Genomic DNA, 26,047 nt, shown 5'->3' on the forward strand with positions numbered 1-26,047 from the left:
ACAGTTTGAGCCCGACATGCTGTCGCACCTCTCGATCCGCGATATTGTCCTGATTGAAAGGCTCGACATCGAGTTCAAGACCGGCTTGTCCGTGCTGACGGGCGAGACCGGGGCCGGTAAATCCATTCTGCTTGATTCGCTGTCGCTGGCGCTTGGTGCGCGCGGCGACGCTTCGCTGGTTCGCCTTGGGGCGGATCAGGGGCAGGTGACGGCAGTATTCGATGTACCGGGCGGACATCCGGCCCGGCTTTTCCTTCGCGAAAATGGTTTTGATGATGACGGCGACGTCATCCTGCGTCGTCTTCAGATGGGCGATGGGCGCACGCGCGTTTTCATCAACGATCAGGCGGCAAGCGTTGCACTGTTGCGCGATCTGGGCCGCAGGCTGGTGGAAATTCACGGCCAGCACGATGACCGCGCGCTGATCGATACCGACCTTCACCGCACATTGCTGGATGCTTTTGGCGGTCTCGACGCCGAGACGGTCGTGGTGCGCGAACGGCACAAGGCGTGGCGCGATGCGGAAACCGCATTGTCGCGTCACCGCGCCCGTGTGGAGGCGGCTGAGCGCGAAGGCGATTATCTGCGCTCGTCCGTTGAAGAACTGACGAAGCTCGATCCGCAGCCCGGCGAGGAAGACGAACTCGCCGAACGCCGTGCGGTGATGATGAAATCTGAAAAGATCGCCGGTGACGTCAACGAAGCGGGCGAACTTCTTTCGGGCAATGGTTCGCCGGTGCCGACGCTTGCAAGCCTCGTGCGCCGTCTGGAGCGTAAAATCCCGGAAGCGCCACATCTGCTTGAGCCAGTCTGCAAAGCCATTGATGAAGCACTGAACAGTCTGGCTATTGCGCAGGATGGCATCGACCACGCCATGCGGGAGATCGATTTCGATCCGCGTGTGCTTGAGCAGGTGGAAGAGCGCTTGTTCGCGCTGCGTGCAGCTGCGCGCAAATATTCGGTCGCGGTGGAAGGCTTGCCCGCTCTGCGCGACAAGATGGATGCCGACCTTGCAGAGCTCGATGCAGGCGCGGAAAAGCTGGTGCAGCTTGAAGCGCAGGCAACCGAGACAAGGGCGTCCTATGACGCAGCTGCTTCGGAGCTTTCTGCCCGGCGCAAGGATACGGCGGAGCATCTGAAAGCGGCCGTAATGGCGGAACTTCCGGCGCTCAAGCTGGAACGTGCCGAATTCCTGGTCGAGATGATCACCGACCCGCAAGCGCGTGCTGCCGAAGGCATCGACACGGTGGAATACTGGGTCCGCACCAATCCGGGCACGCGAGCCGGTCCGATGATGAAAGTCGCTTCCGGTGGCGAGCTGTCGCGTTTTCTTCTGGCGCTGAAAGTTGCACTGGCGGATCGCGGTTCTGCGCCGACGCTGGTTTTCGACGAAATCGATACGGGTGTGGGCGGTGCTGTGGCGGATGCCATCGGCCAGCGTCTGGCGCGTTTGTCGTCGCGGGTGCAGGTGCTGTCCGTAACCCATGCGCCGCAGGTGGCGGCCCGGGCATCGACGCATTTCCTCATCGCCAAGTCCGCGACCAACGAAGATCGCATGTCGACATCGATCCGGTCTATCGGCGTGGGTGAGCGGCAGGAAGAAATCGCCCGTATGCTCGCCGGTGCCAGCATCACCGATGAAGCGCGTGCGGCTGCAGAACGTTTGCTGGCGGAAAACAGCGCTCTGGCCTCCTGACAGCATCCTCTGTTCGTAAAGTCAGGCGGCTGTAGGCTAAATGACATTTCTTGGATATGTTTCTGCTCGATTCAGATAGCCAGGATGCTTGTTGCATATGTCCGAAATTCTCGTTGAAAAACTGACCGACCTTGAAGCCGCTGCCGAACTGGAGCGACTGGCGCGTGAGATTGCTCATCATGATGAGCTTTATCATGCCAATGACAGGCCGGAGATTTCGGATGCTGATTATGACGCGCTGAAGCGGCGTAACGAGGCCATAGAGGCGCGTTTCCCGAAACTGGTGCGCGATGACAGTCCTTCGCGCCGCGTGGGCGCTGCACCTCTGCTGGCGACGTTTGCACCTATCGTTCATTCGCGGCCCATGCTGTCGCTGGACAATGCCTTTTCCGATGAGGACGTGCGCGATTTCGTCGGCAGCGTCTATCGCTTTCTGGGGCAATTGCCGGACAATTCCATTGCCTTTACTGCCGAGCCGAAGATCGACGGTCTGTCCATGTCGATCCGCTATGAAAATGGTGTGCTTGTCAGCGGTGCAACGCGCGGTGACGGCACGACGGGCGAGAATGTAACCGCCAATATCCGCACCATCGGCGAGATTCCGCACAGGCTCCCGGCTGGAGCGCCATTGGTGGTGGAAGTGCGTGGCGAGGTCTATATGGCCAAGAGCGACTTTCTGGCGCTCAACGCCCAAATGGAAGCGGATGGCAAGCAGACCTATGTGAACCCGCGCAACACGGCTGCTGGTTCCTTGCGCCAGCTCGACGCCAAAGTGACGGCAAGCCGCAAACTTCGTTTCTTCGCTTATGCCTGGGGCGAAATGTCGGACATGCCTGCCGACACCCAGCTTGGCATGGTCGAGACGTTCCGCAACTGGGGCTTCCCCGTCAATCCGCTGATGAAGCGCCTCTCGAGCGTCGATGAACTGATTGCCCATTACCGGGCCATCGGTCTGGAGCGCCCCAATCTCGACTACGACATTGACGGCGTGGTCTATAAGGTTGACCGGCTCGATCTTCAGACACGGCTCGGTTTCCGTTCGCGCAGCCCGCGCTGGGCGATTGCGCACAAGTTCCCGGCGGAACAGGCAACCACTATTCTGCGCGGTATTGATATTCAGGTCGGACGCACTGGCGCAATGACGCCCGTGGCGCGTCTGGAGCCAATCACCGTCGGTGGCGTGGTGGTGACCAATGCCACGCTGCACAATGAGGATTACATCAAGGGCATCGGCCAGAAGGGCGAGCCTATCCGTGAAGGACGCGACATTCGCATTGGCGATACGGTGATCGTGCAGCGCGCTGGCGATGTCATCCCGCAGATCGTCGATGTCGTGCTGGAAAAACGCCCGGCGGATGCGGTGCCGTTTATTTTTCCGCACCAGTGCCCGGTCTGCGGCAGCCATGCAGTGCGGGAGGAAGGTGAAGCTGTCTATCGTTGCACGGGCGGGCTGACCTGCGCAGCACAGGCTGTTGAGCGTATTCGCCATTTTGTGTCGCGCAATGCTTTCGACATTGAAGGTCTGGGCGAAAAGCAGGTCGAGTTCTTCTTCCATGCCGAAGATGAAAACCTGCAAATCAAATCGCCAGCCGATATTTTCACGCTGCAAAAGCGACAGGCCGCATCGCCCCTGAAGAAGCTCGAAAATATCGAGGGTTTTGGCGCGACGTCGGTCAAGAAGCTCTATGACGCGATCAATGACCGGCGCGAAATTGCGTTGAGCCGCTTCCTGTTCGGTCTCGGCATCCGTCATGTCGGCGAAGTCAACGCCAAGCGCTTTGCACGGGCTTATTTGTCCTACGCCGCCTTCGAAAAGGCGGCACTGGAAGCCAATCCGCCGAAAGGCGGAGACCGCACCGACAAGGGCAATGAAGCCTGGCAGGATATGCTTGCCGTTGAAGGGATCGGCTCTATCGTTGCCGAAGCGGTAGTCGATTTCTACGGCGAGCCGCATAACCGCGAGGTGCTGGCAGCGCTTCTGGCGGAAGTGACCCCTCTGGATGAAGCGGCCCGTGTCGCCACCGGCTCGCCGGTGGAAGGCAAGACGGTGGTGTTTACCGGCAGTCTCGAACGCATGTCGCGCGACGAGGCCAAGGCCATGGCGGAGCGCTACGGTGCGAAGACGGCGGGTTCGGTCTCCAAGAAAACCGATCTGGTGGTGGCTGGTCCGGGTGCGGGCTCAAAGCTCGCAAAAGCTGCCGAACTTGGTATCGAAGTCATTGATGAAGACGCTTGGTTCACGCTCGTCGGGGAGGAATGATCGAATGGCGCCATTCAAGGGTTTTGGTGACAAGGCTATTCCTTTTCTGAAGGCGCTCGATTTCCACCAGAACCGGGAATGGTTTGTGGAGAACAAGGATCTTTTTGAAGAGCACCTGAAAGAGCCGCTCGGTGATTTGATTGAAGAACTAAGCACGCGCTTTGAAAAGGCGGGGCTGGGCTTCAAGGGCGACCGCGTGAAGTCGCAGTTTCGCATCAAGCGCGATACACGCTTCTCGAAAGACAAGGCGCCCTATAACCGGCACCTGTCGGCTTTGCTTTCACGCTCTGGCACCAAATGGGACGAAAGCGGCTGTTTCTATGTCTGTATCGGTCTGCCCGGCGTGCGCGATTGCTATGCCGGTGTTGCCTGGTGGGGACCAAAACCGAAGCTCCTGCTGGCCATCCGCAAGGCGATTGCGGAGAAGCCGGACGAATATCGCGCCGTCGTGGCAAAGCTGAAGAAGAACGGTTTGCAGATCAGCGATAGCGACCGCCTGAAGCGCACGCCGCGCGGCTTTGAGGGCGTCACCGAATCGGATCTCGTTGAAGCCATTCGCAACCGGCATTTTGCGGTGCGGATGGAAATCGATCCGGAGAGTATTACGCAGGCCGCGCTTGCGGACCGGCTGGTTGACTTTGTCGAGCGCTCGCGTCCTCTGGTTGACTGGATCAGAAAGATTGAAGGTACGTTGCCTCCAGATCAACCGGATTGATCGTCTTATCAATTGCCTGCATGAGTGATGCCTAAATGTTGCGTGCGTCAGATAAACTGACCGCAGCGTCTCTATTTGTATGATTTTTGCCGGACACCTATTCCAACGCGTCATGGAATTGCCTAATGACTCCTCGTCTGGAGGAGGGGATTCCGTGGACCAGGGTTTCAGGCCGGCAAAGGCCTCTGCGAGCAGCGAGTTTCTGCACGGCGCGAAACGTGGCGTGCCCATTGTGCTGGCGGGCACACCTTTCGGGGTGCTGTTCGGCGCTGTTGCTCTCGATCACGGGCTTTCGGTGGGTGAAGCGGTGTTCATGAGCGCAACGCTCTATGCCGGTGCCAGCCAGATGGTCGGCCTTGACATGTTCGGGCAGAATATCGCGCCATGGATGATCGTTCTCTCCATTTTTGCGGTCAATTTCCGCAATGTGCTCTATTCGGCAACGGTTGGGCGGCGTATTCGCCACTTCTCATTCCTGCAAAAGGCAGTCGCCTTTTTCGTGCTGGTTGATCCGCAATATGCAGAGGTCGAGATTCGCAGCGAGGCAGGCAAGAAGATCACCTTCTCCTGGTATATGGGGCTGGGTCTGATGACCTATATCTGCTGGATACTGGAAACCTGGGTTGGCGCCATGTTTGGCGACCTGATTTCCAACCCTTATGCGATTGGCGTCGATTTCCTGCTGCCGATCTACTTCCTCGGCATGGTGATGAGTTTTCGTCATCGCAAGCACTGGTGGCCGGTGGTTGTCGTCAGCGCGATCTCGGCCATTGCCGCCTATAAATTCGTTGGTTCACCCTGGCATGTGACGCTTGGCGCGGCTGGCGGCGTTGTGCTTGCAGCCATTCTTGCCAAGCCACAGAATGTGAAGGTGTGACGGCCATGGACACTACGACCTGGATCATCATTGTCGCCGCGTTCTTCACCTATCTGACCCGAATTGGCGGGCATCTGGTTCTGTCGCGGTTCGAGCGTCTGCATTTTCGTGTGGAAGCGGCACTGAATGCCGTGCCGGCGGCAGTGCTGACGGCGATTGTCGCCGCACCTGCATCGGATCATGGCTGGCGGGAGCTGCTTGTGCTCGTCGTTTGTGTCATCCTGTCCTTGCGGGTCAGCATGCTAACGATGTTTTTTGCAGGCGCAGCGCTGTTGATCGCGCTGCGCCATTTTTTTCCAATTTAAACTTATAGCGGCGCAGTTGCTGTTTCGAGCCACTTGCGTTCGGCGTCCTTCAGATGGCCGGACAGCTTTGCGCGCACGCTGGCGTGGTAATTGTTGAGCCAGTCCAGTTCTTCCTGCGTCAGCAGCGACTTGTCGATCAGACGACGGTCGATGGGGCAGAAGGTCAGTGTTTCGAAGCCCATCATCGGAATGTCGCCGCCTTCCGGCAGTTCCGGCTCGGTGACGATGATGAGATTTTCGATGCGGATGCCGAACGAGCCCGGTTTGTAATAGCCCGGTTCGTTGGACAGGATCATGCCCGGCAGCAGTTCCTGCGAACCCGTCTTGGCAATCCGCTGCGGTCCTTCATGTACCGAGAGATAAGCGCCGACGCCGTGGCCGGTGCCATGAGCGTAATCGAAACCGTGCTTCCAGAGCGCGATACGCGCGAGAACATCGATATCCTGCCCGCGCGTACCCGCCGGGAAGCGCGCAGTGCTGATCCCGATCACACCTTTCAGAACGAGCGTGAAAGCCTTGATGGTTTCAGGCGTAATCTTGCCGACCGGAACCGTGCGGGTAATATCGGTGGTGCCGTCGCGATATTGTGCGCCGGAATCGACCAGATAAAGCTCGCCATCCTGTAGCGTGCGGTTGGTGTCGGTGTTGACGCGGTAATGGATGACAGCGCCGTTCGGACCGGCACCCGAAATCGTGTCGAAGGACACGTCTTCCAGCGGCATCTGGAAATCGCGTCCGGCATTGGCGCGTGATTCCTCCAGCTTTTGGGCCGCGCCGATTTCATCCAGCGTACCCGGCTTTTGCCCATCGACCCAGGACAGGAAATTGACCATAGCCACGCCGTCGCGTTCATGCGCGGCACGCGAACCGTCAAGCTCGGCCTTGTTCTTTACAGCACGTGGAATGCGGGCCGGGTCCTTGCCGTCAATCACGGAGCCGCCTGCGCCGGTGACGATCAGGCGCAGTTTTTCTGCTGCAAGCGCAGGGTCGAGCAGAATGGTTTCACCCTTTGCGGCGCGGGCGCTGAGATGGCCTTCCAGATTGCTGGGGGCCGACAGCTTGGCGAGCTGGGTCAGATAGGCGCGGGGTTCGATAGCGAGCTTGGCTTCGTCGATGAAGATTTCCGGTTCGCCCTTGGCGGGGATGATAGCGAAGCTCAAGGGCAGCGGCGTGTTGGAAACATCCTTGCCGCGAATGTTGAACACCCATGCGACAGATGACGGATCGGTCAGCACAGTGGCCGTAGCACCGCTTGTTGCAACGGCCTTCTGCATTTCCTTGATCTTGTCCTTGGCCTCATGACCGGCAAAACGTGCGGGCTGGATGGTCACGGCAGCGGTCGGCGCTGCTGGCTGATCATCCCACACAGCATCGACCAGATTGGTCTCGACCGGCACCAGTTTGCCACCCTGCTTTTCCAGAGCTTCGCGAAGCGCATGGGCCTCGGAAATGGTGTGCAGCCATGGATCGAAGCCGATGGTCAGGCCCTTGCCATTCTCGGCCAGCCAGACGGAAGGCGGCGTGCTGACAAGACTTTCATAGGAAAAGACCTTCGGGTCGGTTTGCGCGCGTACCTGCAATTCGTAACGACCGTCGACGAACATATAGGCCGACTTCTTCAGGATGAGGGCCGCACCTGCCGAGCCGGTAAAGCCGGTCAGCCATGCAAGGCGCTGCGCGTGCGGCGGCACATATTCGCCCTGATGCTCGTCGGCGCGAGGCACCAGAAAACCATCGAGGCTGAGCGCCGCCATCTTCTCACGCAGCTTCGCCACGCGGGGCGCGCCATTGGCCGGGTTGGTGGTGACGTCAAAGGTCTGAAAAGCCATGGGTCTAACTCACAACAGATGAAAGATAACCGTTTCTGGGTTCTGGTTCGGGAATCCATCACTTCAGATGGATCGCCACCCAGCCTTCGCGATGAAGCGTCTTTTGATGCGTCAAGCCCTGTGCCTGATAGGCAGCGAGCACTGCATCGTGCTGGCTTTCCAGAATGCCGGACAGAACAATCGAGCCGCTCGGAGCCAGATGCTGCTTCAACGAAGGCGCAAGTTCAATCAGCGGATTGGCAAGGATATTCGCGACGATCAGATCGAAAGGCGTATAGGACCGGAAGATTGAATGGTCGAAACCTTCGGCCGTCGCCGTGATGACGTGCTCGGCAACGCCATTCTTGGCGGCGTTTTCTGCCGCGACGGTAACCGCAATGGGGTCGATGTCGGTGGCGAGAACCGGGATCGGCGCGAGCTTTGCGATGGCGATGGCCAATACGGCGCTGCCGGTTCCAAGATCGAGTGCGTTGGTCGGATGTTCGTTCTCAACCACTTCCTCGATCAGTTCGAGGCAGCCCGCTGTCGTGCCGTGATGGCCTGTGCCGAAGGCCAGACCTGCATCGATTTCAATCGGAATGTCGTTCGGTTCGATCTTGTCGCGGTCATGCGAGCCATGGACGAAGAATCGTCCGGCGCGAACCGGCTTCAGGCCCTCGAGCGAATGGGTGACCCAATCGATATCCGGCAGTTCCTCGGTTTCGAATTTGTCGGCCCCAACCAGTTCGTCCACACGGGTCGCGACCTCTTCAGCACCGTCTTCGACATAGACCGAGACTTCGAAAATCTGCCGGTCTTCATCGATTTCGGTGATGGCGATTGGAAAGCCGTCATCCTCGAAAGCCTGTTCGAGAATATTATAAACGCGCTCGGCTTCCGTCTTGTTCGCCGAAAAGAAAAGTCGTGATTGGGCCATGAGGTAAAAAGCTCTCTAAAAGTTCAAGAGCTTCTGTTTAGCTGTCGGAGCGCCGCGCGTCCATCCGAACACATAAATGGCGCTCCGAATCTTTGGGATTTACATGCCCGCCAAAGGGCGGTTGCCATAGAAAGCAGATATCAGTTCAGGATTAGCCGGCAGAAGCGCCCTTGGCGAGGTTCTTCAGCTTTTCCAGAGCGGTATCCGGGTTTTCCTGATAGGCGATGGTGCTGCGGAACCGTCCGCCCTTGTCGAGCAGGAAGACCGATGCCGTGTGATCCATGCTGTATTCGCCGTCTTCACCCGGAACCTTCTTGGCATAGATGTGGTAGGACTTGACCATGTCGGCGATGTTTTCCGGCGTGCCGGTGATGCCGACAATACGCTTCGAGACATTGCCCACATAGGTCTTCATGATGTCCTGCGTGTCGCGTTCCGGATCAACGGTGATGAAATAGGCCTTGAGGTCCTGTCCGTCGTTGCCAAGCTGGTTCAGCCAGCCGTCAAGTTCGTAAAGCGTGGTGGGGCAGACATCCGGGCAATGGGTGAAGCCGAAAAAGACGACAGCCGGCGTGGCGCGCAGATCTTTTTCGGTAAATGGCTGTCCATCCATCGTGACGAGATTGAGCGGTCCGCCGAAGGGTTCCTTCGCGGCCTCGCGATCCCGAAACATGTTGAGACCAGCAGCGCCGACAATCACGACGATGAAGGCTACGATGAAGATGGGCAGGAATTTTTTCATGTCCAGTCGACCTTGCATATTCGAACGGCATTCGCGCGCCGCTTTACAACCTATTTTTCTGGTGCGGGCAGAACCGTCATCATAGCCGTATTCCGCGATCACGAAGAGCAACATTTTCGAGATTGGTTCAATCCCGAAGCAGCTCGAACTTGCCGAACCGACAGGCTGCACTTCAGACTACGCCTAATCTACGGTTCTTTTTCTAATTTTCAATAATTTCTGAAACTTTTGTCGGTTCGTTTGTTTGCCGGACAACCAAAGTTGAATAAGAAAGTCGGCTAATTCGTTTGGAGTTGCCCGGAGGATTGTTATATTTCCATTATAAAACTGCAATATTGTAAGAGAAGCGTGTTGGAAATCGATTACGTAATCGCGTGGGTGGACGGTCAGGATCCTGCGCATAAGTCTTCCCGGCAGCAATTTGCGCCAGAATCCGAAAAGACCCATTTCGAAGCGGTGACCAGTGAGCGCTACTTCGATAATGGCGAGATTTATTACAATATCGCGTCGGTTATTAAGTTCGCGCCGTTCATACGGCGTATTTTCATCATCACCGACAATCAGAAGCCGCGGCTGCTTGATGCTTTTGCCGCCGAGGGCAAATGCGATCCGTCCTTCATCCAGATTGTCTCGCATGACGATATTTTCCAAGATCTTCCGGCGGCGCGCCCGTCCTTCAATGCGAGAGCGATTGAGGGGGCTGTGTGGCGCATTCCCGGCCTGTCGGAACACTTCATCTATTCGAACGATGATTTCTTCCTGAATGCTCCGTTGGACGTGTCCGATTTTTACGAGAACGGACTGCCCAGACTGCATGGTGACTGGGTGCGACCGGAAAATACCCGTTTGAAATACAAGCTGCGGCGCTTTCTGGGAAAAATTTCCAGATACGAATACACCTTCCCGAAATTCCGCCTTGCGCAGTGGAAAGGGGCTGTCACGGCTGGAGTGAAGGACAGGTTTCTGAGCATTCATCACCACCCGCATCCGCTGAGACGCAGCACGCTGGCATCGTTCTTCTCGGCACAACCGGATGTGTTGAACCGTCAGGTCGGCTTCCGCTATCGCAATATCGAGCAGTTCAACACGGTTTCCCTCGCCAACCATCTGGAAATCGCGCAGCATCACACGCCGGTCCATGCCGTGCGGGAGCTGGCTTATCTCGATTTTGTGCAGGCCAAGCACTGGGGCGAAGAACTGGACAAGATCAGAGACGGTTCAGCACCCTTCGGTTGCGTGCAAGGGTTTGAACGATTTGAGCCAGAGTTCCGGGCAGAAATCCATGGGATGTTGATCGCGAAGTTTGACGACGTCCTGCCGAATGCTATCAAGGCGTACTTATCGAGCGAACAGAGTTCGCAGCAGGCGGCCTAGGCTGTCTTTGGGCAATTTTGAGACTTTTGATGGCCAATTCCGACGACCTTCGTTTCCAGAACAGCGAGCCGCGCATTCATTCGACGGCGCAGCTCAAATCGTCCAAGCTGGGGCGCTATGCCGATATTGGCGAGCGGGTCATCCTGCGCGAAGTGACGGTCGGTGATTTCACCTATTTCGAACGCAATGGCGAAGGCATTTATGCCGAGATCGGCAAGTTCTGCTCCATCGCCGCCAATGTGCGGATCAATGCGCTGGAACACCCGATGGAACGGCTCACCACGCATAAGCTGAGCTATCGTCCCAACGAATATTTTCGCTATCTGGGTGTTGATGGCGAGTTTCGCGCGCGCCGTCAGGCAAAACGGGTGGTTATCGGCAATGATGTCTGGATCGGCCATGGCGCAGTTATCACGCCGGGTGTGACGGTCGGTCATGGTGCGGTGATCGGCGCGAATGCTGTCGTGACGAAGGATGTCGCGCCTTATACGGTGGTTGGCGGCGTTCCGGCTAAGCTCATTCGCAAGCGCTTCGACGACGCCATTAGCGAACGGCTGCTGAAGCTTAACTGGTGGGACTGGCCGGTCGAGAAGCTGTTCGAGGCCGTGCCCGACATGCAAACCATGGCGATAGGCGACTTCCTCAATAAGTGGGAATAGGCGGTTCGGCGGCGGGTGTTTTTCAGTAAGCACTTGCAAAGACAGGCTGGTCGCGCCACTTCTCCTCACAGGTTTTCAGGGAGAACATGATGAAGCAGACTTTCGCCGCTTTCGCTCTTCTTGCCGTTTCGGTCCTGCCGGCTAGCGCCGAACAGGTTGGCAAGGTTGGCGTGGACTGGGTCGGGAATGATATCGTCATTGATGCGGTGCCCGATCCGAAGGTCAAGGGTGTGACCTGTCATCTCGCATCCTTCTCGCGCAGCATGATCGACCGGTTGCAAAAGGGGAAGTGGTTTGAAGACCCTTCCAATGCATCCATTTCCTGTGAGCAGACCGGACCGGTTTCAATCGGCGATATTGAGCTGAGCCAGAAGGGTGAACGGGTCTTTTCGGAGCGCACCAGCCTGATCTGGAAGAAGCTGGTCATCACCCGCATTTTCGACAAGCAGAATAACACACTGCTCTATCTCGCCCATGCCAGTCAGGTACAGGACGGCTCGGCCAAGACGTCGCTCTCAACCGTGCCGCTGTTCAGGGGTGATGTGACTTGGGAGAAGGGCAAGCCGGAATAACCCGGCTCGCTTTTGTCTCGTGTCAGGCAGGCTGGACGAAGCCGTCGAGAACGCGCTTTTGTCCTGCCTTGTCGAAGTCGATGGTCAGCTTGTTGCCGTCGATAGCGGCGACTTTGCCATTGCCGAATTTCAGGTGGAACACGCGGTCGCCAACCTTGAAAGCCGAAGGCTTGTCGGCAACCGACTTCGCGACCAGTTCGCCTTCGATCGTGCGGCCCTTGACCGAACCGCGCCCGGCGCCGAAGCCGGAATCCGTTTCGCCATAACCGACGCGTTCCACACGACTGCCGGAGCGTGAGCCCCAATTGTTGCGCGTGGCTTCCGAACGGTTCTGCTGCGCACGCTGCCAGCCCGGCGTCGAATAGCTATTCTGGAAAGGATCGGCCCGGTCGAAACGGGACTGGCCGTAACCACCGCCATAGCCGCCGTAATTGCCTTCCAGCTCGGCGACCTCAACATGTGCTTCCGGGAGTTCTTCCAGAAAACGTGACGGAATGGTCGATTGCCACATGCCGTGGATGCGCCGGTTGGACACGAACCAGATATGCAGGTTTTTCTTGGCGCGAGTGACGCCGACATAGGCGAGGCGGCGTTCTTCCTCCAGCCCGGAGCGTCCGCCCTCATCAAGCGCGCGCTGGTGAGGGAACAGACCTTCTTCCCAGCCGGGCAGGAACACGGTTTCGAATTCCAACCCCTTGGCCGAATGCAGCGTCATGATGTTGACGGCATCCATGTTTTCATTCTGCTCGGCATCCATCACCAGAGCGATATGCTCCAGGAAACCACGCAGGCTTTCATAATCCTCCATGGAACGGATCAGTTCCTTGAGGTTTTCCAATCGTCCCGGCGCTTCCGCCGTCTTGTCGTTCTGCCACATCGCGGTGTAGCCGGATTCGTCCAGAATGGTCTCGGCGAGTTCCGTATGCGGTGTGTTGTCGAGCAGCGACTGCCAGCGGAGGAAGTTCTCCACGACTTCGCGCAGGGCTGAGCGTGGCTTTGGCTTCAGCTCTTCCGTTTCGATCAGATCGCAGGCAGCAGAGAACATCGAAATGTCGCGGGCGCGGGCATAATCATGCACCTGACGAATGGCAGCTTCGCCCAGACCGCGCTTCGGCGTGTTGATAATCCGCTCCAGCGCCAAATCATCGGCTGGCTGTGCGACGACGCGCATATAGGCGAGCGCATCGCGGATTTCGAGCCGTTCATAGAAGCGCGGGCCGCCGATAACGCGGTAGTTGAGACCAAGCGTCACGAAGCGATCTTCGAACTCGCGCATCTGGAAAGAAGCGCGCACGAGGATCGCCATATTGTTCAGCAGATGACCCTGACGCTGTGCCTGTTCAATCGCTTCGCCGACTGCACGGGCTTCTTCTTCCGAATCCCAAGCCGCATGCACCTTCACGCGCGGGTCGTCGGGGTTTGGCGCTTCGGTGAAAAGCGTTTTGCCGAGACGGCCCTCATTATGGGCGATCAGATGCGCGGCAGTGCCGAGAATATGCGCGGTCGAGCGGTAGTTGCGCTCAAGCTTGATTACAACTGCGCCCGGAAAATCCTTGTCGAAGCGCAGAATGTTGTCCACTTCCGCTCCACGCCAGCCGTAGATCGACTGGTCGTCATCGCCGACGCAGCACAGGTTCACTTTGTTTTCGCTCGCGCCGGTTCGTGCCTGCTGGCCGTCTGCCGAAATTGGGGCAGGAGCGGTGCCTTTGGCTTGCGGTCTTTGTGCGAGCAAGCGCAGCCAGAGATATTGGGCGGTGTTGGTGTCCTGATACTCGTCCACCAGAATATAGCGGAACTTGGCGTGATATTCGCGCAGGATATCGGGGTGGTTGCGGAAGATGCGGATCGGGTGCAGCAGAAGATCGCCGAAATCGCAGGCGTTCAGCGTGCGCAGGCGGTCCTGATAGGCCTGATACAATTCGCGGCCCTTGCCATTGCCGAACGACCGCGCATCGCCTTCCGGAATGTCGGATGGGCCAAAACCTTTGTTCTTCCAGCCGTCGATCATATTGGCGAAGGTGCGGGCAGGCCAGCGCTTGTCATCCAGACCTTCTGCCTGAATGAGCTGCTTGATCAGCCGGATCACATCGTCGGTATCGAGAATGGTGAAATCGGATGTGAGATTGACCAGTTCCGCATGCCGGCGCAGCAATTTCACACCGATGGAGTGGAACGTGCCGAGCCACGGCATGCCTTCCACCGCGCCCCCGACCAGATGGCCGATACGCTCCTTCATTTCGCGCGCGGCCTTGTTGGTGAAGGTCACGGCGAGAATCTGGCTGGGATAGGCAAGGCCGGTGGTGATGATGTGGGCGATGCGGGTGGTCAGAACGCGGGTCTTGCCGGTGCCAGCACCCGCAAGCACCAGAACCGGGCCCTCCGTTGTCAGCACGGCCTGCCGCTGTTCCGGGTTAAGCCCTTTCAGGTAGTCGGGCTCGCCGCGCTGCTGGTTGCGTGCGGCCATGGCGCGCGCAGCAATACCGCCGGTAGCTGGCGCGCGGCCAGCCGGTGCATCATCGCCGAAAAAAGGCATATCGTCGGGAAAATCGGACATCTGACCCCGAATGTAATGATTCGCTCACGAAAAACAAAGACCCGGACGGGCTTGTCTATTCGACTACTCTAATTGAGTAACGCGCCGATCCGTAAAGTTCAGGCGATGGGCGGCCAGCGCTTCAACAAGACCGCGCAGTTCCGGCTCACGCTGCAGCAGATCGTCCAGCTCCGTCATCTGGTTCATGGCGATCAGGCGCAGAATGTCATCGCGGACGGTGCCGTCTTCACGGCGCGGCAGATGCGCGACCGGCTGGATAAGCTCCAGCTTCTGGCTTTTCAGGCGCGCCCGCAGGCTTTTCTCGTCTGCATCCAGCGTTTCCACGAAGGCATAAAGACCAACACCCTTGGCTGGCAGTGAATAAAGCGCCAGTGCCACGTCCTTGACGCGTGGATCGGACTTGAGGGCGGCCAGAATTGCCGGACCTTCATTGTCGATACGGTCGCCCGTACCTTCGCCATCCGACCAGCTGAAAATGCCGCGTGTGATGAAGTTGTAGACCTTCTTGCCGGTGGCTAGCCAGATGCGCGACGGCAGCGAACGGCGCGCCAGAATGCGCTTTTCCGTTGGCGTCATCAGATCTTTGGCAAAAGCCCGCTTCTGCTTGATGAGGTGGCGGAAGTCTTCATAGGCCATCATGCGATAAAGCGCGCCGCGACGGCGATGGACGCTGGCAAGCTGGAAGTCGATGACGGCTGCTTCGCCTTCCGGCGTCATCAGCCAGTTCTGCGGCTTGGCAAGATCGTTATGCGTGACGCCAAGACGGCGCATATCACGCAGAATGCGATGCGCGGTGAGATACCATTTCGGATCGGAAGGGCGCGCAAGATGCAGCGGCGTGCCTTCTGTCCAGGAGCGATAAAGGCCGTCGCGGTCAGTTGCGATCAGCTGCGGCACGCCTTCGATGCCGCGCACGGTCTTCAGGCCGCGTATTTCGCGCCGGGCAAGAATCCATGCCAGCGGCTTTGACCACCAGGGCGCGGCACTCACCACACGGCGGATAATGCGCGTGTCGGGATCGTTCGCAAAATAGCCCGCGCGCGTTTCGGAAAACACGTCGCGCTTGAACACGGCTGTTTCCACAAACGGGGGAATTTGGTCGCCCTGCAAAGGCACATCGATATTGGGGTTCTGAGCCATAAGGTTCCACTAGCGCCTTGTGTACCATCAATCAAGTTTGCCGATGAACATCGGTGGATATCCGTTGTTGCAAACATGCGAATGACGGGGCACAAGAAACGCATATGAGTTTCCAAGGAGCGATAGACGTGGCGCAAAGCGACGACATTAAGCAGATCATCCGTCAGGAACATGCACTGATTTTTTCATCATTCGACGAGAACGAGGCTTTTGCGCTGGGCCAGAGAATTCGCGATATTGCCGTGAAGGAAAAGCTCGGCATCGGCATCGATATTTCTCTGTGGGACCGTCGCCTGTTCTTCGCGGCGACTGCTGGCACCACGGCGGATAATACGGAATGGCTGCGCCGTAAGTTCAATGTCGTGCGCCGTTTCCATGCTTCGACCTATCGTCTCGTTCTGGAACAAAATCGTGAAGACCGGATGTTTGCGCCGCACAAGGCGCTGGATGTAAATGATTATGTGCTGGCGGGTGGCGGATTTCCGATCCGTGTTGCGGGCGCTGGTGTCATCGGGGCAGCCATCGTTTCCGGCTTGCCGCAGCGCGAGGATCACAATCTCGTCGTGCGCGCAATCGCCTTGCAGCTGGGGCAGGACCCGGCGGCGCTCGCTCTTCCTGCTGTTTAAATATTCCGGAGAATGAACAATGTCGCTTGAACATGTGATCGCGCTTCCACGCAATGAAGAGGGTATTGCCGCTGCTGTCGGTATCCTCAAGCAGCGGTTTGGCGAGCGGGCGCAGACCGGGCAGGCCATTCGCGAGCAGCACGGCCACACCACCAGCTATGTGCCGACGCAAGCGCCAGATATCGTGGTATTCGCCGAAAATACGCAGGACGTGCAGGATGTGGTGCGCATTTGCGCCGAACATCGCGTGCCGCTGGTGGCGTTCGGTGCAGGTTCGTCGCTCGAAGGTCAGGTCAATGCGGCGGCAGGCGGCGTATCGCTTGATCTGACGCATATGAACCGCATTCTGGCCGTTCATGCCGAAGATCTCGACTGTGTTATCGAACCGGGCGTGACGCGCCGCGAGCTGAACGAATATCTGCGCGATACCGGCCTGTTCTTCCCCATCGATCCGGGCGCCAATGCGACGCTCGGCGGCATGGCCTCGACGCGAGCTTCCGGCACCAATGCTGTTCGTTACGGCACCATGCGCGAGAATGTTCTGGCGCTGAAGGCCGTCATGCCGGATGGTCGCCTGATCGAAACCTCCAAGCGCGTGAAGAAGACCGCCGCCGGTTACGATCTCACCCGTTTGCTGATAGGCGCGGAAGGTACGCTTGGCATCATCACGGAACTGACCTTGAAGCTTCAGGGCATTCCGCAGGCGATTTCGGGCGGCATCTGCCCGTTCCCGGATGTGGAATCGGCCTGTCGCGCGGTGATCGATACGATCCAGATGGGCGTTCCGGTGGCGCGTATCGAGCTGGTCAACAAGCTCCAGATGGAAGCGCTGATCCTCTATTCGAAGCTCCCTTACGAAGCGCAGCCCTATCTGTTCGTGGAGTTCCACGGCACCGAAACCGGCGTTGCGGAACAGGCCGAGATTTTCGGCGAAATCGCTGCCGGACATGGCGGCGGACCGTTCCGCTGGACGCAGGATGCCGAGGAGCGCGATCGTCTGTGGCGCGCGCGCCATGACGCCTATTTCGCCTCGTCTTTGCTGCGTCCCGGCTGCAAGGGCATTTCGACCGATCTCTGTGTGCCGATTTCGCGTCTGGCCGATTGCATTACCGAGACGGAACGCGATCTGGCAGAGAGCAACATCATCGCGCCGATTGTCGGTCACGTCGGCGACGGCAATTTCCATCTTCTCCTGCTGCTCAACACGGAAGACCCGGAAGAGATGGAACGGGCGGAAGCTTTCATGGACAGGCTCGTGATGCGGGCGCTTGCCATGGAGGGGACCTGCACAGGTGAGCATGGCATCGGTCAGGGCAAGATGAAATATCTCGCCATGGAGCTTGGTGAAGCGACCGATTATATGCGCATGATCAAAAAGGCGCTCGATCCGCTCAATATCATGAACCCCGGTAAAATCCTGATTTCGTGAGTCAAATCAGCTATCTGCGCCGCTTGGTTCAGATGGCGATTCAATGAGCGGGCATGTTTAAATCAGTTGGGCGGCAGCTTGCCTTGTTGTCGCCGAACCGATGCTGTTTTTTGTTGCCGCGCAATCCTGAAAACCACTTCGCACTTTGTGTGTTGATGCACTATGTTGCGTTGGTAAATATGGCGTGATTCACCCGTTGTCTCGCGCCTGACCGAATTCACCTGACTGACCGGAGCTGCTTCTTGGGCCGCATATTCGTCATTGTCGGCGGGCTTCTGGTGCTGCTTTTGACAGCTGCGCTGGTGGTGCCGCCATTTGTCGACTGGAGCGGCTATCGGGCCGATTTCGAGCGCGAGGCAAGCCGTATTCTGGGACGCCCGGTCAAGGTGGCGGGCGATGTGAATGCGCGACTGCTGCCGTTTCCATCCGTGACCTTTTCCGATGTTCGCGTCGGGGCTGATGCAACGCATCCTGTCATGACCCTCGACCGGTTCTCGATGGATGCGGAACTGATGCCCTTCCTGCGTGGTCAGGTGCTGATTTTCGACATGCGTGTCGAGCGTCCACGGGTTTCGATTTCGCTGGACAAGGATGGCAAGGTTGATTGGGCAATTCGCCCATCCACGCCGCTCAATCCATCGCAGATCAAGGTCGAGCGGCTTTCGATCAGCGACGGCGCGGTGACGCTGCATGACTTGGCGAGCGGACGTATTCACGAGGCGACCGGATTGAATGCCGTCCTGTCCGCTAACAGCCTTGCCGGGCCATGGCAGGCCCAAAGCAGCTTCAGCCTCGGAGGCCGCAAGCTTGCGGTCGATCTGACGAGCGGCGAGGCCAAGCCCGACGGTTCGCTCAGATTGCGGGCACGTATTTCGCCGGAAGCCATTCCCGCCGCATTCGAAACGGATGGCGATATCGTCCTCAAGGACGGCCGCTTGAATTATGCGGGTGATTTTTCGCTCCGCTCTTCCGATATGGTCACTCAGAACGGTCCAAACCAGAACAAAGCGTCGGCGGACAAGCCGTTTTTCAGCGGCCTGCGGCTGACAGGCAAATTCACCGCCGATACCGATCGTTTCGATGCGAGCGAGTTCCGCATGGAGCAGGGGCCAGCCGACAATCCTTATGTCGTCAATGGCAAGGCTCTGATCGATTACGGCAATGTACCGCGTTTTGAAATCAGTGCCGATGGGCAGCAGATTTTCTGGGGTCCGAGCGAGACGGCGGAAGACCAGCAGGTCACGACTGTCATGCCGCTTTCGGATCGAATCGCCATTGCGCGCCGGGTTCTGGAGCAATTGCCGATCCCGACCATACCGGGTCGGATCGACCTTCGCCTGCCAGCAGTCGTTGCGGGCGGGACTACCATTCGTTCGGTGACAATCAATGCCGAACCCGATGGTGGCGACTGGAATATTCGCCAGTTCGCTGCCGATTTGCCGGGCCGCACGAAAGTTGAGGCCAAGGGCAAGCTGTCCGTTGGCGATGATTTCGGCTTTCAGGGCGAAATGCTTGTTGCATCCCGCCAGCCGTCCGGTTTGGCCACCTGGCTCAATGAGACAGTGGACGAGTCGATCCGCACGCTGGACGGGGCAGGTTTTTCCGGCAAGGTCGATTTGCGCGACGGCATGCAGCGCATCGACGATCTTGAGATCGGACTGGGCAAGACTTCGTTGAAAGGCTCGATGTTGCGGCAGGTCAATGGCGCGGCGCAGCCGACCATCGACGTCAATCTCCAAGGCGGCGCTGTGGAAAGCGACGCCTTGCAGGCTTTCGTTTCGTTCTTCTCTGGCGGCGAGGGGCTGGCGCTTCTGGATGCACAGACGCTCAATGTCGGCTTCAAGGCCGGGCCTGTTCGATTCAAGGATATGGAAGCGGCCAGTGTTGATGTTGCGATGCGCCTTCACGACGGACGTTTCGATTTCGACCGGTTGATGATCAACGATGTCGCAGACGCGACGCTGACGGCAACCGGCGCTTATGAGCCATTCGCCAATTCACCATCGGGGAAACTTGATGCGACGATCCTCTCTGGGGATCTGTCACGCTTCATCTCCCTGATGGCCAATCGTTATCCGCAATTGCCGCTGTTCCGCGCCTTGTCGGCGCGTGCGGCGAATTTCCCCGGACTGTTCGAGGACAGCGAGATCAACGTGATCGCCAATGCGGTTGCGCCGGTCAGGCCGGAAACGCAAGCCAATTCCCCGAAGAATGGTGCAGCGAAGGGCAAGAGCGCCCGACCGGCCGATACGAAGGCCAAGACTTCCCCCGGCAGCGGCGAGTTTTCCTTCAGCGTCACCGGCAAGACCGGTGGAATGAAACTCGACCTGTCAGGAACGGCCAGCGGCGGCGAGACGGATGCTGATCCCTTGCAGATGCAGCTCAACGGGACCGCCACCTCCGATCAGGGGGAGACGGTGCTGGCCTTGATCGGCCTGCCGTCGCTGCCATTGGGGCTTGCCGGTGAACTGACCGCCGATCTGACCATGCAGGGCGCGCCGAGCGCCGGGATGCGGACGCTTCTCAAGCTGACTGCGCCTGACGGCACGGCTTCGGCTGACGGGGTGATTTCGCTGATCGGCAGTGATATTGCCGCAAGCGGCAAAGCGCATATCAAATCCGCCGACTTGCAGCCGTTCATTGCCACGGCAGGCTATGCATTGCCCGGTTACGGTGAAGGCCTATCCGCCGATCTTTCCAGCGATTTCCAGTTTGCCAAAGGCATTCTGCGTTTTCCGAACCTTGCCGGTCAGTTGGGCGGGGAAGATGTTTCGGCGCGGCTGGAGGCTAATTTTGCCGATAGCGGGCTGCCGCAGCTGAAAGGCGAAGCGAAGCTCGCTTCGCTTGAAGTCGACAGTCTGGCGGCCATCATGCTTGGACAGGATGCGTTTGAACCGGCCAAGCCGACAGAAAAGTCCATCTGGCCGCGCGGCGCCTTTGCTGTTCGTCCGTCTTTGCCGCTGCTGATTGATGTGAAGCTGAACGTCGCGCAGGCGCATATGCAGGGCTTTGGCACTGCAACGGAATTTTCGACACGCCTGCAAAAGACAATTGATAGTCTGAGCCTGTCGGAACTGAGTGGAAATTGGGCAGGTGGCTATCTCGTTGGCACTCTGTCACTGCGCAACAGCGACAAGAATGCATTGCTTTCGACCGATCTCAAATGGAGCGGTGCCGATCTCGCCAATTTCTACCATCTGGAAGAGGGCTCGGCTCCATTGGGTGGTGTCGTCAAGGCAGCGGTAACGCTGAATGGCAGTGGCGAGAATGCCGCCGCGCTGGTCAGCTCGCTGGCGGGCACGGCGACCGTGGACGTTGAAAAATTCGCGGTGGCTGGTCTGGATGGTGCGGCGCTGCCCGCTATGGTCGCAGCCGCTGATGGCATTGGGGATCAGCCTGCCGGTGATGAGAAACTGGATGCGAAGCGGTTTGCCGCCATCGCAGCCAAAGCAGTCGCGCCGGATGCGCGCTTCACGCCGGGCGATGCGCGCTTCGAATTCACGGTAGCGGGCGGTACTGCGCGCATGACTGCGGCCAACCTGTCGGACGGCAATGCAGCTTTGTTAAGCGACCTGCAATTCGATCTGTCGACGCTTGGCGTTGGCGGCAGTGGAACATTTACATTCCAAGGGGACGATGCCGCTCAGACTGGCCTTTCGCCGCAGGTGGCCTTCACCATCGGCGGAACCTATGACCGGCCAGAAGTGCATTTCGACAGGCAGCCGCTTGTACAGTTCCTGACGCAGCGCGCGCTCGAGCGTGAGCAGGAACGCGTCGAGGCCATGCAGGCCAGTCTGATGGAAAAGCAGCGTCTGCGCCGTCAGCTTGGCGTTCTGGAAGCCGATGCGGCAGAACGCGCGCGCGCCCAGCAGGAAGACGAGACGCGCCGCCGTACCGAGGCGGCAGCACGCGTCGCGGCCGAAAAACAGGCCGAGGAAAAGAAGCGCCTGGAGTCGAAGCAGCCGCAGCCAGCCAATCCCGAAGGCGGGGCGACAAATGGCGCAACGACGCCTTTGGCGAGCCCGGAAGGCGGTCAATCGCTCAATGAATTTCTGAAAACTCTGGAGCCTGCGCCGACCGCACCTGTTCCACAACCCTGATCGGGGCTGTGCTCAGCAAGCTGATGGTATCTGCGATTTGAGCCAGTTCAAGACGTGAAGTCGCAACGCCGAGGAGAGATTGGCAGTGCGCTCACGCTTGCTGTCCACCTCTGCGACAAGGGCGGCAATCGACTGGCCGCGTGTCTCGGCGATCTGGTTGAGAATGACGAAGAATTCGTCTTCCAGCGTATAGCTGGTGGCATGGCCGCGAATGCTGACAGAATGCTTGCGCAGGCCGCCGGTGCTCAACGGTCGCCGTCCGTGTCGTCTTTGTGCTCAAGACGGTTCATATCCAGAAAGCGTTCGTTCTTGCGCGTCACTTCGCGTGCGAAGTCTTTTTCCGTTTTGGTCCGCCCGAAAAGAATGCGGTTTTGATCCGCCTGCTTTTCCTTGGCGTCACGCGCTTTCTTTTTCTTGAACTGCCGCAGATTGACGATGTCGCTCATTTTGATGTCTCGGATGCCTTGCTGCGTCGATATACGCTTTTATAACGCGGCGCTCCGATGACCTGCAAGCTGTCGATACGGCTTACTGTCTTGGTTCCTTGGGATTGGTGAACCACCAGATCGCGACCGAAACCGCGACGAGCAGCAGTAGGCCGATCGTCAACTGCCAAAGGGGAAAGTTTGGCGCATCACTCGCCATGAAGAACGCAGCGATAACACCGCTTATCCAGAGAACTGCCTGCGCTAACAAACGGACCATGAGATTCCCGCCTTGATTTCAACTACCGTAATGGCTGCCATCATATCATTTTAAACTTCGGTTGCCTTGATCGAAGTCAAAAAGCACGACTTAGCCATCGATATACTATGAAACAGCATCCCGTTTGACCATGGCTTTATACAAACGGCTTCTGCGCCGCAGCATTATGCTTGCAGCGCAGCCAGTGGTTTCAAGGCTCCAAGCAAAGTTGGGAGAGAAAATTTACTTCTTGCGGAAAGAGTCGAGGGAGACGACGTCGGCAGATGGCTTGGGCGTATCTTCGCCTTCAGCATTATCCTTCGCTGCGGCAGCCTGCTTTTCAGCTGAAGACTTGCGCGACTTTGCCTTGGGCTTTTCCGGCTTTTCGGGCACGGATTCGACCGGCATCATCTCGATTGGCGCGATGTTGTTCTCTTCGTCATTGTCGCTGGTCGGCTGAACTGCCGCAACATCGAACTCAAGCTCGAAATTGACGGACGGATCGTAGAAACCGCGCACCGCAGAGAACGGAATGACCAGCTTTTCAGGAATATCGCCGAAAGACAGGCCGACTTCGAAGAGCTGATCCGTAACGTTCATGTCCCAGAACTGGTGCTGCAACACGATTGTCATCTGCTCGGGATATTTCTCTTTCAGGCGCGAAGAAATACGCACGCCCGGCGCTCCGGTGAGGAACGTGATAAAGAAATGATGATTGCCCGGCAGGCCAGCCTTGGCCACCTCCGCAAGAACCTTGCGAATGACGCCACGAAGGGCTTCCTGAGCGAGAATGTCGTAACGGATCAAATCCTGTACCATGGGTTTCTTATCCCACGGATTCGCAGGCAGATGTCAAGTTCGTTCTCGCAGGAAACGATGATATATATCGCGAAAGTGAGGCGGCGCTGCTCGATCTGTCAGGGGCGAGGGGCCGCTTCCAAGGGCGATTCAGTTGCACCGAATGCTAGCAGGAATGTCCGGACACCATTGATGGCGCTGCGTTCGATGGTATCGTCGTCGATGGCGCATCCGTGCAAGGCGTGTAGCTGCGTGTCGGCGCTGATCAGCGCCATGAAATGCAGTGCCGCCAGATCGGGATCGTCAAGACGCAGATGTCCGGCAAGCGCCAGGCGGGACAGGCAGGCGGCAACGGCGGGTATAGCCTGCGCTGGCCCCTTGTTTTTGCAGGCATATCCCGCAAACGACAGGTCGGGCGAACTGGATTGCACAAGTTTGCGCAAAAACGCGCCCGATGGATCATAAACGCAGTTTCGGCTCATGCGGATCGCAAAAGCCGTCAGGTCTTGCTCAAGGTTGTCGCCGGTCTGTGGAAAAGTGGAAAGCACGGCGAACAGGCTCGCATTCATGCGGTCCAGCGCATCTTCCACCACGGCGGCCAGCAAGGCTTCCTTGTCACGGTAGTGGTTATAGATGGTCTGGCGCGAGACGCCTGCCTCGTTTGCAATAAGATCGATGCTGGCGCCCTGAAACCCGTCGCGCGAGAAAACGCGCGCCGCAGAACACAGGATGAAATCGCGTTTCATGCACTGTCCCGGCTTCATTGCGGCTGTGTTCGCCGCGGCATTCAGCCCTTTTCCGGTGGTGCTGCGCTTCACCGGCGGGGCGGCCATTTCGATTATGTCAGTAGGTTTCATAAGCCCAACATAAGATGACTTGACGTTTTGGACAATGGTGTCTAATTTGACATCAATGTCAAATTCCTTTTGGCGTTTCGTCTAGACAATAAACTGTGACAGTTATTTCAGCGGTTCGGTTTGCCCGAAGATGGGCATATATCCCGGATTAAATCTGAAAAGCCATAGCAGTTCCATGTAGTTATCAGTCCAGTACCGGTTTTGCGAGCCCGACGATCCATCCTCCCAAGCGAAGTTGGCGATCCGAAACCGGTGCGGACACCTCACGAAACATTGATGAAAGCGCGTCTCCCATGGCTTCGAGTCTTGTGCGCAATGCGATTGTTCTTGGTCTTCTTTCCGCAGTCGGTCCCTTCGCGATCGACATGTATCTGCCTGCCTTGCCGACGATTGCCGCCGATCTCCATGCGGAGACCGGCGCGGTACAGATGAGTCTGCTTGCCTTTTTTATTGCTTTGGCGATTGCCCAGCTTTTCTGCGGTCCTTTGTCGGACATGGTTGGTCGCAAAATCCCGCTTTACGGCGGACTGATTCTCTTCGCCATCGGTAGCGTTGGCTCTGCGCTGGCGACCAATATCGATGTGCTGGTGCTGTTCCGCTTCCTGCAAGGTCTTGGCGCGGCCGCAGGCATGGTGATTCCGCGCGCCGTGGTGCGCGATCTGCATACCGGCGTCGAAGCAGCGCGACTCATGTCGCTTTTGATGCTGGTCTTCTCGATTTCGCCGATTCTGGCGCCTCTCACAGGGTCGATCATCATCAGCTTCTTCGGATGGCGCGGTGTGTTCTGGGCTGTTCTGGTGGCGGCGATCATCGGCCTCGTGCTGGTTGCCACCGCCCAGCAGGAAACGCGAACGCGTGAAGCGCGCCTTGAGAGCAGTTTAGGCAGCGCTCTGCGTGGCTATGGCCGGCTGCTCAAGGACCGCTATTTCCTTGGACTGGTTTTCGTCGGCGGCTTCGGCATTGCATCGTTCTTCGTCTATCTGGCGAATTCTTCCTTCGTGCTCATCGACCATTACGGCCTGACCCCGAACCAGTATGCGCTTGCTTTCTCGGCCAATGCGGTGTCGTTCTTCGGCGTTTCGCAGCTGAATGGGGTGCTCGGCGCGCGCTTCGGCCTGCGCCGTGTGATGCGCGTCGCCGTTTCCGGTTTTGCCGCTGCCATGCTCGCTATGCTCGCAGCTGTGCTGATGGGGCACCAGTCGCTCTGGCTGATCGCGGCCTTCCTGTTTGTCGGTTATGGCTTCCTTGGGCTGGTAATTCCAACCACCGCAGTTCTGGCGCTGGAAGATTACGGCGCAATTGCAGGTACGGCTTCGGCGCTGATGGGCACGCTGCATTTCGTGATCGGCGGTCTGGCAATCGGAATCACGGGTTCGTTCTTCGACGGAACGGCTGTGCCTATGGTCGGTGGCATCGCTGGCTGTGCACTGGCAGCATTCGTGCTGACGCAGATCGTCCTCTCCCGCAAGGCGAGCGATGTCGAAACGGAAGCGGCGGCAGCCTGATTTGAAGAGGGTCTAGCTTGTAAGGGAAAGTGGAGGCTTCTGTTGCCAGGTGCCTCCGAACCCCGCCTTAAGGTGCTAACCCTAAGGGCTTTAGAGCGGGTTTCCCGCACCGCCATTAGGCAGCGAGAGCGTAACCCTGAGCATTGTTGTCATTTGCAACTACTCAATTGACCCGATAACGGTGGTATCATGCCGAGTAAAAGAGCGATCTTTACACCCTTGTCGATCCTATTTCGCCCCCGCCACAGTACAGACCAACGATAAAGCCTGTGTTCTGGTGGAGGCGCCGGGTACCGCCCCCGGGTCCAATGGGTTTATTACACCGTCCATTTATCACCATAGCTGGCTTGCGCCAGCGAGACGTATATAGGCGCGGTCGATCCATATTGGAAGAGGGGCCGTTACATTT

At 58.0% G+C, this 26,047-nt stretch carries 22 protein-coding genes and 1 other RNA gene; 12 read left to right on the forward strand and 11 right to left on the reverse strand.

Annotation, left to right across the window (positions count from 1 at the left end):
- The first annotated feature begins 16 nt into the window (after positions 1-16).
- The 5 genes from recN (at position 17) to FHW03_RS13290 (ending at position 5,853) form a co-directional block, all read left to right on the forward strand.
- The gene (gene recN, locus FHW03_RS13270) at positions 17-1,696 is read left to right on the forward strand and encodes a DNA repair protein RecN (RefSeq protein ID WP_182521055.1); all 1,680 of its coding nucleotides are present in this window, start codon (positions 17-19) and stop codon (positions 1,694-1,696) included.
- Between the two features lie 97 nt (positions 1,697-1,793).
- Positions 1,794-3,956 carry an NAD-dependent DNA ligase LigA gene (gene ligA / locus FHW03_RS13275; RefSeq protein WP_182521056.1) on the forward strand — a complete coding sequence of 721 codons (2,163 nt, stop codon included), beginning with the start codon at positions 1,794-1,796 and terminating at the stop codon, positions 3,954-3,956.
- Positions 3,957-3,960: 4 nt separating this feature from the next.
- On the forward strand, positions 3,961-4,671 hold the full coding sequence (locus FHW03_RS13280) for a TIGR02453 family protein (RefSeq protein WP_182521057.1): 711 nt from the start codon (positions 3,961-3,963) through the stop codon (positions 4,669-4,671).
- A 154-nt stretch (positions 4,672-4,825) separates the two neighbouring features.
- Complete coding sequence (locus tag FHW03_RS13285) at positions 4,826-5,548, forward strand: AzlC family ABC transporter permease (RefSeq protein ID WP_377514773.1); 723 nt, start codon at positions 4,826-4,828, stop codon at positions 5,546-5,548.
- 5 nt (positions 5,549-5,553) lie between these two features.
- Entirely contained in the window at positions 5,554-5,853 is a 300-nt protein-coding gene (locus FHW03_RS13290; RefSeq protein ID WP_078339400.1) for an AzlD family protein, read from the forward strand.
- A 2-nt stretch (positions 5,854-5,855) separates the two neighbouring features.
- Here the strand turns inward: FHW03_RS13290 and FHW03_RS13295 are convergent, their stop codons facing one another.
- The 3 genes from FHW03_RS13295 to FHW03_RS13305 form a co-directional block, all read right to left on the reverse strand.
- Positions 5,856-7,682: an aminopeptidase P family protein gene (locus FHW03_RS13295; RefSeq protein ID WP_182521059.1), complete on the reverse strand. Its 1,827-nt coding sequence runs from the start codon at positions 7,680-7,682 to the stop codon at positions 5,856-5,858.
- A gap of 58 nt (positions 7,683-7,740) precedes the next feature.
- The gene (locus FHW03_RS13300) at positions 7,741-8,598 is read right to left on the reverse strand and encodes a 50S ribosomal protein L11 methyltransferase (RefSeq protein WP_182521060.1); all 858 of its coding nucleotides are present in this window, start codon (positions 8,596-8,598) and stop codon (positions 7,741-7,743) included.
- A 151-nt stretch (positions 8,599-8,749) separates the two neighbouring features.
- Positions 8,750-9,340 (reverse strand): SCO family protein, encoded by a 591-nt coding sequence (locus tag FHW03_RS13305; protein WP_182521061.1) that lies wholly within the window; start codon positions 9,338-9,340, stop codon positions 8,750-8,752.
- 351 nt (positions 9,341-9,691) lie between these two features.
- On the opposite strand from FHW03_RS13305, the gene FHW03_RS13310 reads away from it, so the two are divergent.
- The 3 genes from FHW03_RS13310 to FHW03_RS13320 all read left to right on the forward strand — a co-directional run bounded on the left by FHW03_RS13310 (position 9,692) and on the right by FHW03_RS13320 (position 11,945).
- Positions 9,692-10,714 (forward strand): hypothetical protein, encoded by a 1,023-nt coding sequence (locus FHW03_RS13310; RefSeq protein ID WP_182521062.1) that lies wholly within the window; start codon positions 9,692-9,694, stop codon positions 10,712-10,714.
- 29 nt (positions 10,715-10,743) lie between these two features.
- Positions 10,744-11,373 carry a DapH/DapD/GlmU-related protein gene (locus FHW03_RS13315; RefSeq protein WP_182521063.1) on the forward strand — a complete coding sequence of 210 codons (630 nt, stop codon included), beginning with the start codon at positions 10,744-10,746 and terminating at the stop codon, positions 11,371-11,373.
- An 89-nt stretch (positions 11,374-11,462) separates the two neighbouring features.
- The gene (locus FHW03_RS13320; protein WP_182521188.1) at positions 11,463-11,945 is read left to right on the forward strand and encodes a CreA family protein; all 483 of its coding nucleotides are present in this window, start codon (positions 11,463-11,465) and stop codon (positions 11,943-11,945) included.
- A gap of 22 nt (positions 11,946-11,967) precedes the next feature.
- Here FHW03_RS13320 and FHW03_RS13325 read toward each other — a convergent pair whose 3' ends face one another.
- Both FHW03_RS13325 and FHW03_RS13330 read right to left on the reverse strand, forming a co-directional pair.
- Positions 11,968-14,499 carry a UvrD-helicase domain-containing protein gene (locus FHW03_RS13325; RefSeq protein WP_182521064.1) on the reverse strand — a complete coding sequence of 844 codons (2,532 nt, stop codon included), beginning with the start codon at positions 14,497-14,499 and terminating at the stop codon, positions 11,968-11,970.
- 63 nt (positions 14,500-14,562) lie between these two features.
- The gene (locus FHW03_RS13330) at positions 14,563-15,639 is read right to left on the reverse strand and encodes a serine/threonine protein kinase (RefSeq protein WP_182521065.1); all 1,077 of its coding nucleotides are present in this window, start codon (positions 15,637-15,639) and stop codon (positions 14,563-14,565) included.
- Between the two features lie 104 nt (positions 15,640-15,743).
- Between FHW03_RS13330 and FHW03_RS13335 the strand changes: the two genes are divergently transcribed.
- From FHW03_RS13335 to FHW03_RS13345, 3 genes are all read left to right on the forward strand, one after another.
- Complete coding sequence (locus FHW03_RS13335) at positions 15,744-16,265, forward strand: heme-degrading domain-containing protein (protein ID WP_210277261.1); 522 nt, start codon at positions 15,744-15,746, stop codon at positions 16,263-16,265.
- 19 nt (positions 16,266-16,284) lie between these two features.
- Positions 16,285-17,694, forward strand: a complete 1,410-nt coding sequence (locus tag FHW03_RS13340) for an FAD-linked oxidase C-terminal domain-containing protein (protein WP_182521066.1) — start codon at positions 16,285-16,287, stop codon at positions 17,692-17,694.
- A 242-nt stretch (positions 17,695-17,936) separates the two neighbouring features.
- Positions 17,937-21,794 (forward strand): AsmA family protein, encoded by a 3,858-nt coding sequence (locus tag FHW03_RS13345; protein WP_182521067.1) that lies wholly within the window; start codon positions 17,937-17,939, stop codon positions 21,792-21,794.
- A gap of 12 nt (positions 21,795-21,806) precedes the next feature.
- On the opposite strand, the gene FHW03_RS13350 is transcribed toward FHW03_RS13345, so the two are convergent.
- From FHW03_RS13350 to FHW03_RS13370, 5 genes are all read right to left on the reverse strand, one after another.
- Positions 21,807-22,043 carry a ribbon-helix-helix domain-containing protein gene (locus tag FHW03_RS13350; protein ID WP_182521068.1) on the reverse strand — a complete coding sequence of 79 codons (237 nt, stop codon included), beginning with the start codon at positions 22,041-22,043 and terminating at the stop codon, positions 21,807-21,809.
- Positions 22,040-22,240, reverse strand: a complete 201-nt coding sequence (locus tag FHW03_RS13355; protein ID WP_182521069.1) for a DUF4169 family protein — start codon at positions 22,238-22,240, stop codon at positions 22,040-22,042. Before FHW03_RS13355 ends, FHW03_RS13350 begins: the two co-directional genes overlap by 4 nt.
- Positions 22,241-22,322: 82 nt before the next feature.
- Positions 22,323-22,499 carry a hypothetical protein gene (locus tag FHW03_RS13360; protein ID WP_182521070.1) on the reverse strand — a complete coding sequence of 59 codons (177 nt, stop codon included), beginning with the start codon at positions 22,497-22,499 and terminating at the stop codon, positions 22,323-22,325.
- A gap of 222 nt (positions 22,500-22,721) precedes the next feature.
- Entirely contained in the window at positions 22,722-23,297 is a 576-nt protein-coding gene (locus tag FHW03_RS13365; RefSeq protein WP_182521071.1) for an SspB family protein, read from the reverse strand.
- Between the two features lie 98 nt (positions 23,298-23,395).
- A complete protein-coding gene (locus tag FHW03_RS13370; protein WP_182521072.1) occupies positions 23,396-24,133 on the reverse strand; it encodes a TetR/AcrR family transcriptional regulator in 738 nt (245 codons plus the stop codon).
- Positions 24,134-24,426: 293 nt separating this feature from the next.
- Between FHW03_RS13370 and FHW03_RS13375 the strand changes: the two genes are divergently transcribed.
- Entirely contained in the window at positions 24,427-25,638 is a 1,212-nt protein-coding gene (locus FHW03_RS13375; protein ID WP_182521073.1) for a multidrug effflux MFS transporter, read from the forward strand.
- Between the two features lie 28 nt (positions 25,639-25,666).
- On the opposite strand, the gene ssrA is transcribed toward FHW03_RS13375, so the two are convergent.
- Positions 25,667-26,034, reverse strand: a transfer-messenger RNA (tmRNA) gene (ssrA, locus tag FHW03_RS13380).
- Positions 26,035-26,047 lie beyond the last annotated feature (13 nt).

It is taken from the genome of Ochrobactrum sp. RH2CCR150 (assembly GCA_014138095.1).
GTDB classification, from domain to species: domain Bacteria; phylum Pseudomonadota; class Alphaproteobacteria; order Rhizobiales; family Rhizobiaceae; genus Brucella; species Brucella gambitense.

Bases quoted from the DNA above. Each gene is read 5' to 3' on its own strand.
- recN (WP_182521055.1), top strand. From the start codon at position 17: ATGCTGTCGCACCTCTCGATCCGCGATATTGTCCTGATTGAAAGGCTC.
- FHW03_RS13305 (WP_182521061.1), bottom strand. From the start codon at position 9,340: ATGAAAAAATTCCTGCCCATCTTCATCGTAGCCTTCATCGTCGTGATT.
- FHW03_RS13340 (WP_182521066.1), top strand. From the start codon at position 16,285: ATGTCGCTTGAACATGTGATCGCGCTTCCACGCAATGAAGAGGGTATT.
- FHW03_RS13365 (WP_182521071.1), bottom strand. From the start codon at position 23,297: ATGGTACAGGATTTGATCCGTTACGACATTCTCGCTCAGGAAGCCCTT.
- FHW03_RS13370 (WP_182521072.1), bottom strand. From the start codon at position 24,133: ATGAAACCTACTGACATAATCGAAATGGCCGCCCCGCCGGTGAAGCGC.
- FHW03_RS13300 (WP_182521060.1), bottom strand. From the start codon at position 8,598: ATGGCCCAATCACGACTTTTCTTTTCGGCGAACAAGACGGAAGCCGAG.
- FHW03_RS13325 (WP_182521064.1), bottom strand. From the start codon at position 14,499: ATGTCCGATTTTCCCGACGATATGCCTTTTTTCGGCGATGATGCACCG.
- FHW03_RS13335 (WP_210277261.1), top strand. From the start codon at position 15,744: ATGAGTTTCCAAGGAGCGATAGACGTGGCGCAAAGCGACGACATTAAG.
- FHW03_RS13290 (WP_078339400.1), top strand. From the start codon at position 5,554: ATGGACACTACGACCTGGATCATCATTGTCGCCGCGTTCTTCACCTAT.
- FHW03_RS13320 (WP_182521188.1), top strand. From the start codon at position 11,463: ATGAAGCAGACTTTCGCCGCTTTCGCTCTTCTTGCCGTTTCGGTCCTG.
- FHW03_RS13355 (WP_182521069.1), bottom strand. From the start codon at position 22,240: ATGAGCGACATCGTCAATCTGCGGCAGTTCAAGAAAAAGAAAGCGCGT.
- ligA (WP_182521056.1), top strand. From the start codon at position 1,794: ATGTCCGAAATTCTCGTTGAAAAACTGACCGACCTTGAAGCCGCTGCC.
- FHW03_RS13315 (WP_182521063.1), top strand. From the start codon at position 10,744: ATGGCCAATTCCGACGACCTTCGTTTCCAGAACAGCGAGCCGCGCATT.
- FHW03_RS13295 (WP_182521059.1), bottom strand. From the start codon at position 7,682: ATGGCTTTTCAGACCTTTGACGTCACCACCAACCCGGCCAATGGCGCG.
- FHW03_RS13375 (WP_182521073.1), top strand. From the start codon at position 24,427: ATGGCTTCGAGTCTTGTGCGCAATGCGATTGTTCTTGGTCTTCTTTCC.
- FHW03_RS13280 (WP_182521057.1), top strand. From the start codon at position 3,961: ATGGCGCCATTCAAGGGTTTTGGTGACAAGGCTATTCCTTTTCTGAAG.
- FHW03_RS13360 (WP_182521070.1), bottom strand. From the start codon at position 22,499: ATGGTCCGTTTGTTAGCGCAGGCAGTTCTCTGGATAAGCGGTGTTATC.
- FHW03_RS13330 (WP_182521065.1), bottom strand. From the start codon at position 15,639: ATGGCTCAGAACCCCAATATCGATGTGCCTTTGCAGGGCGACCAAATT.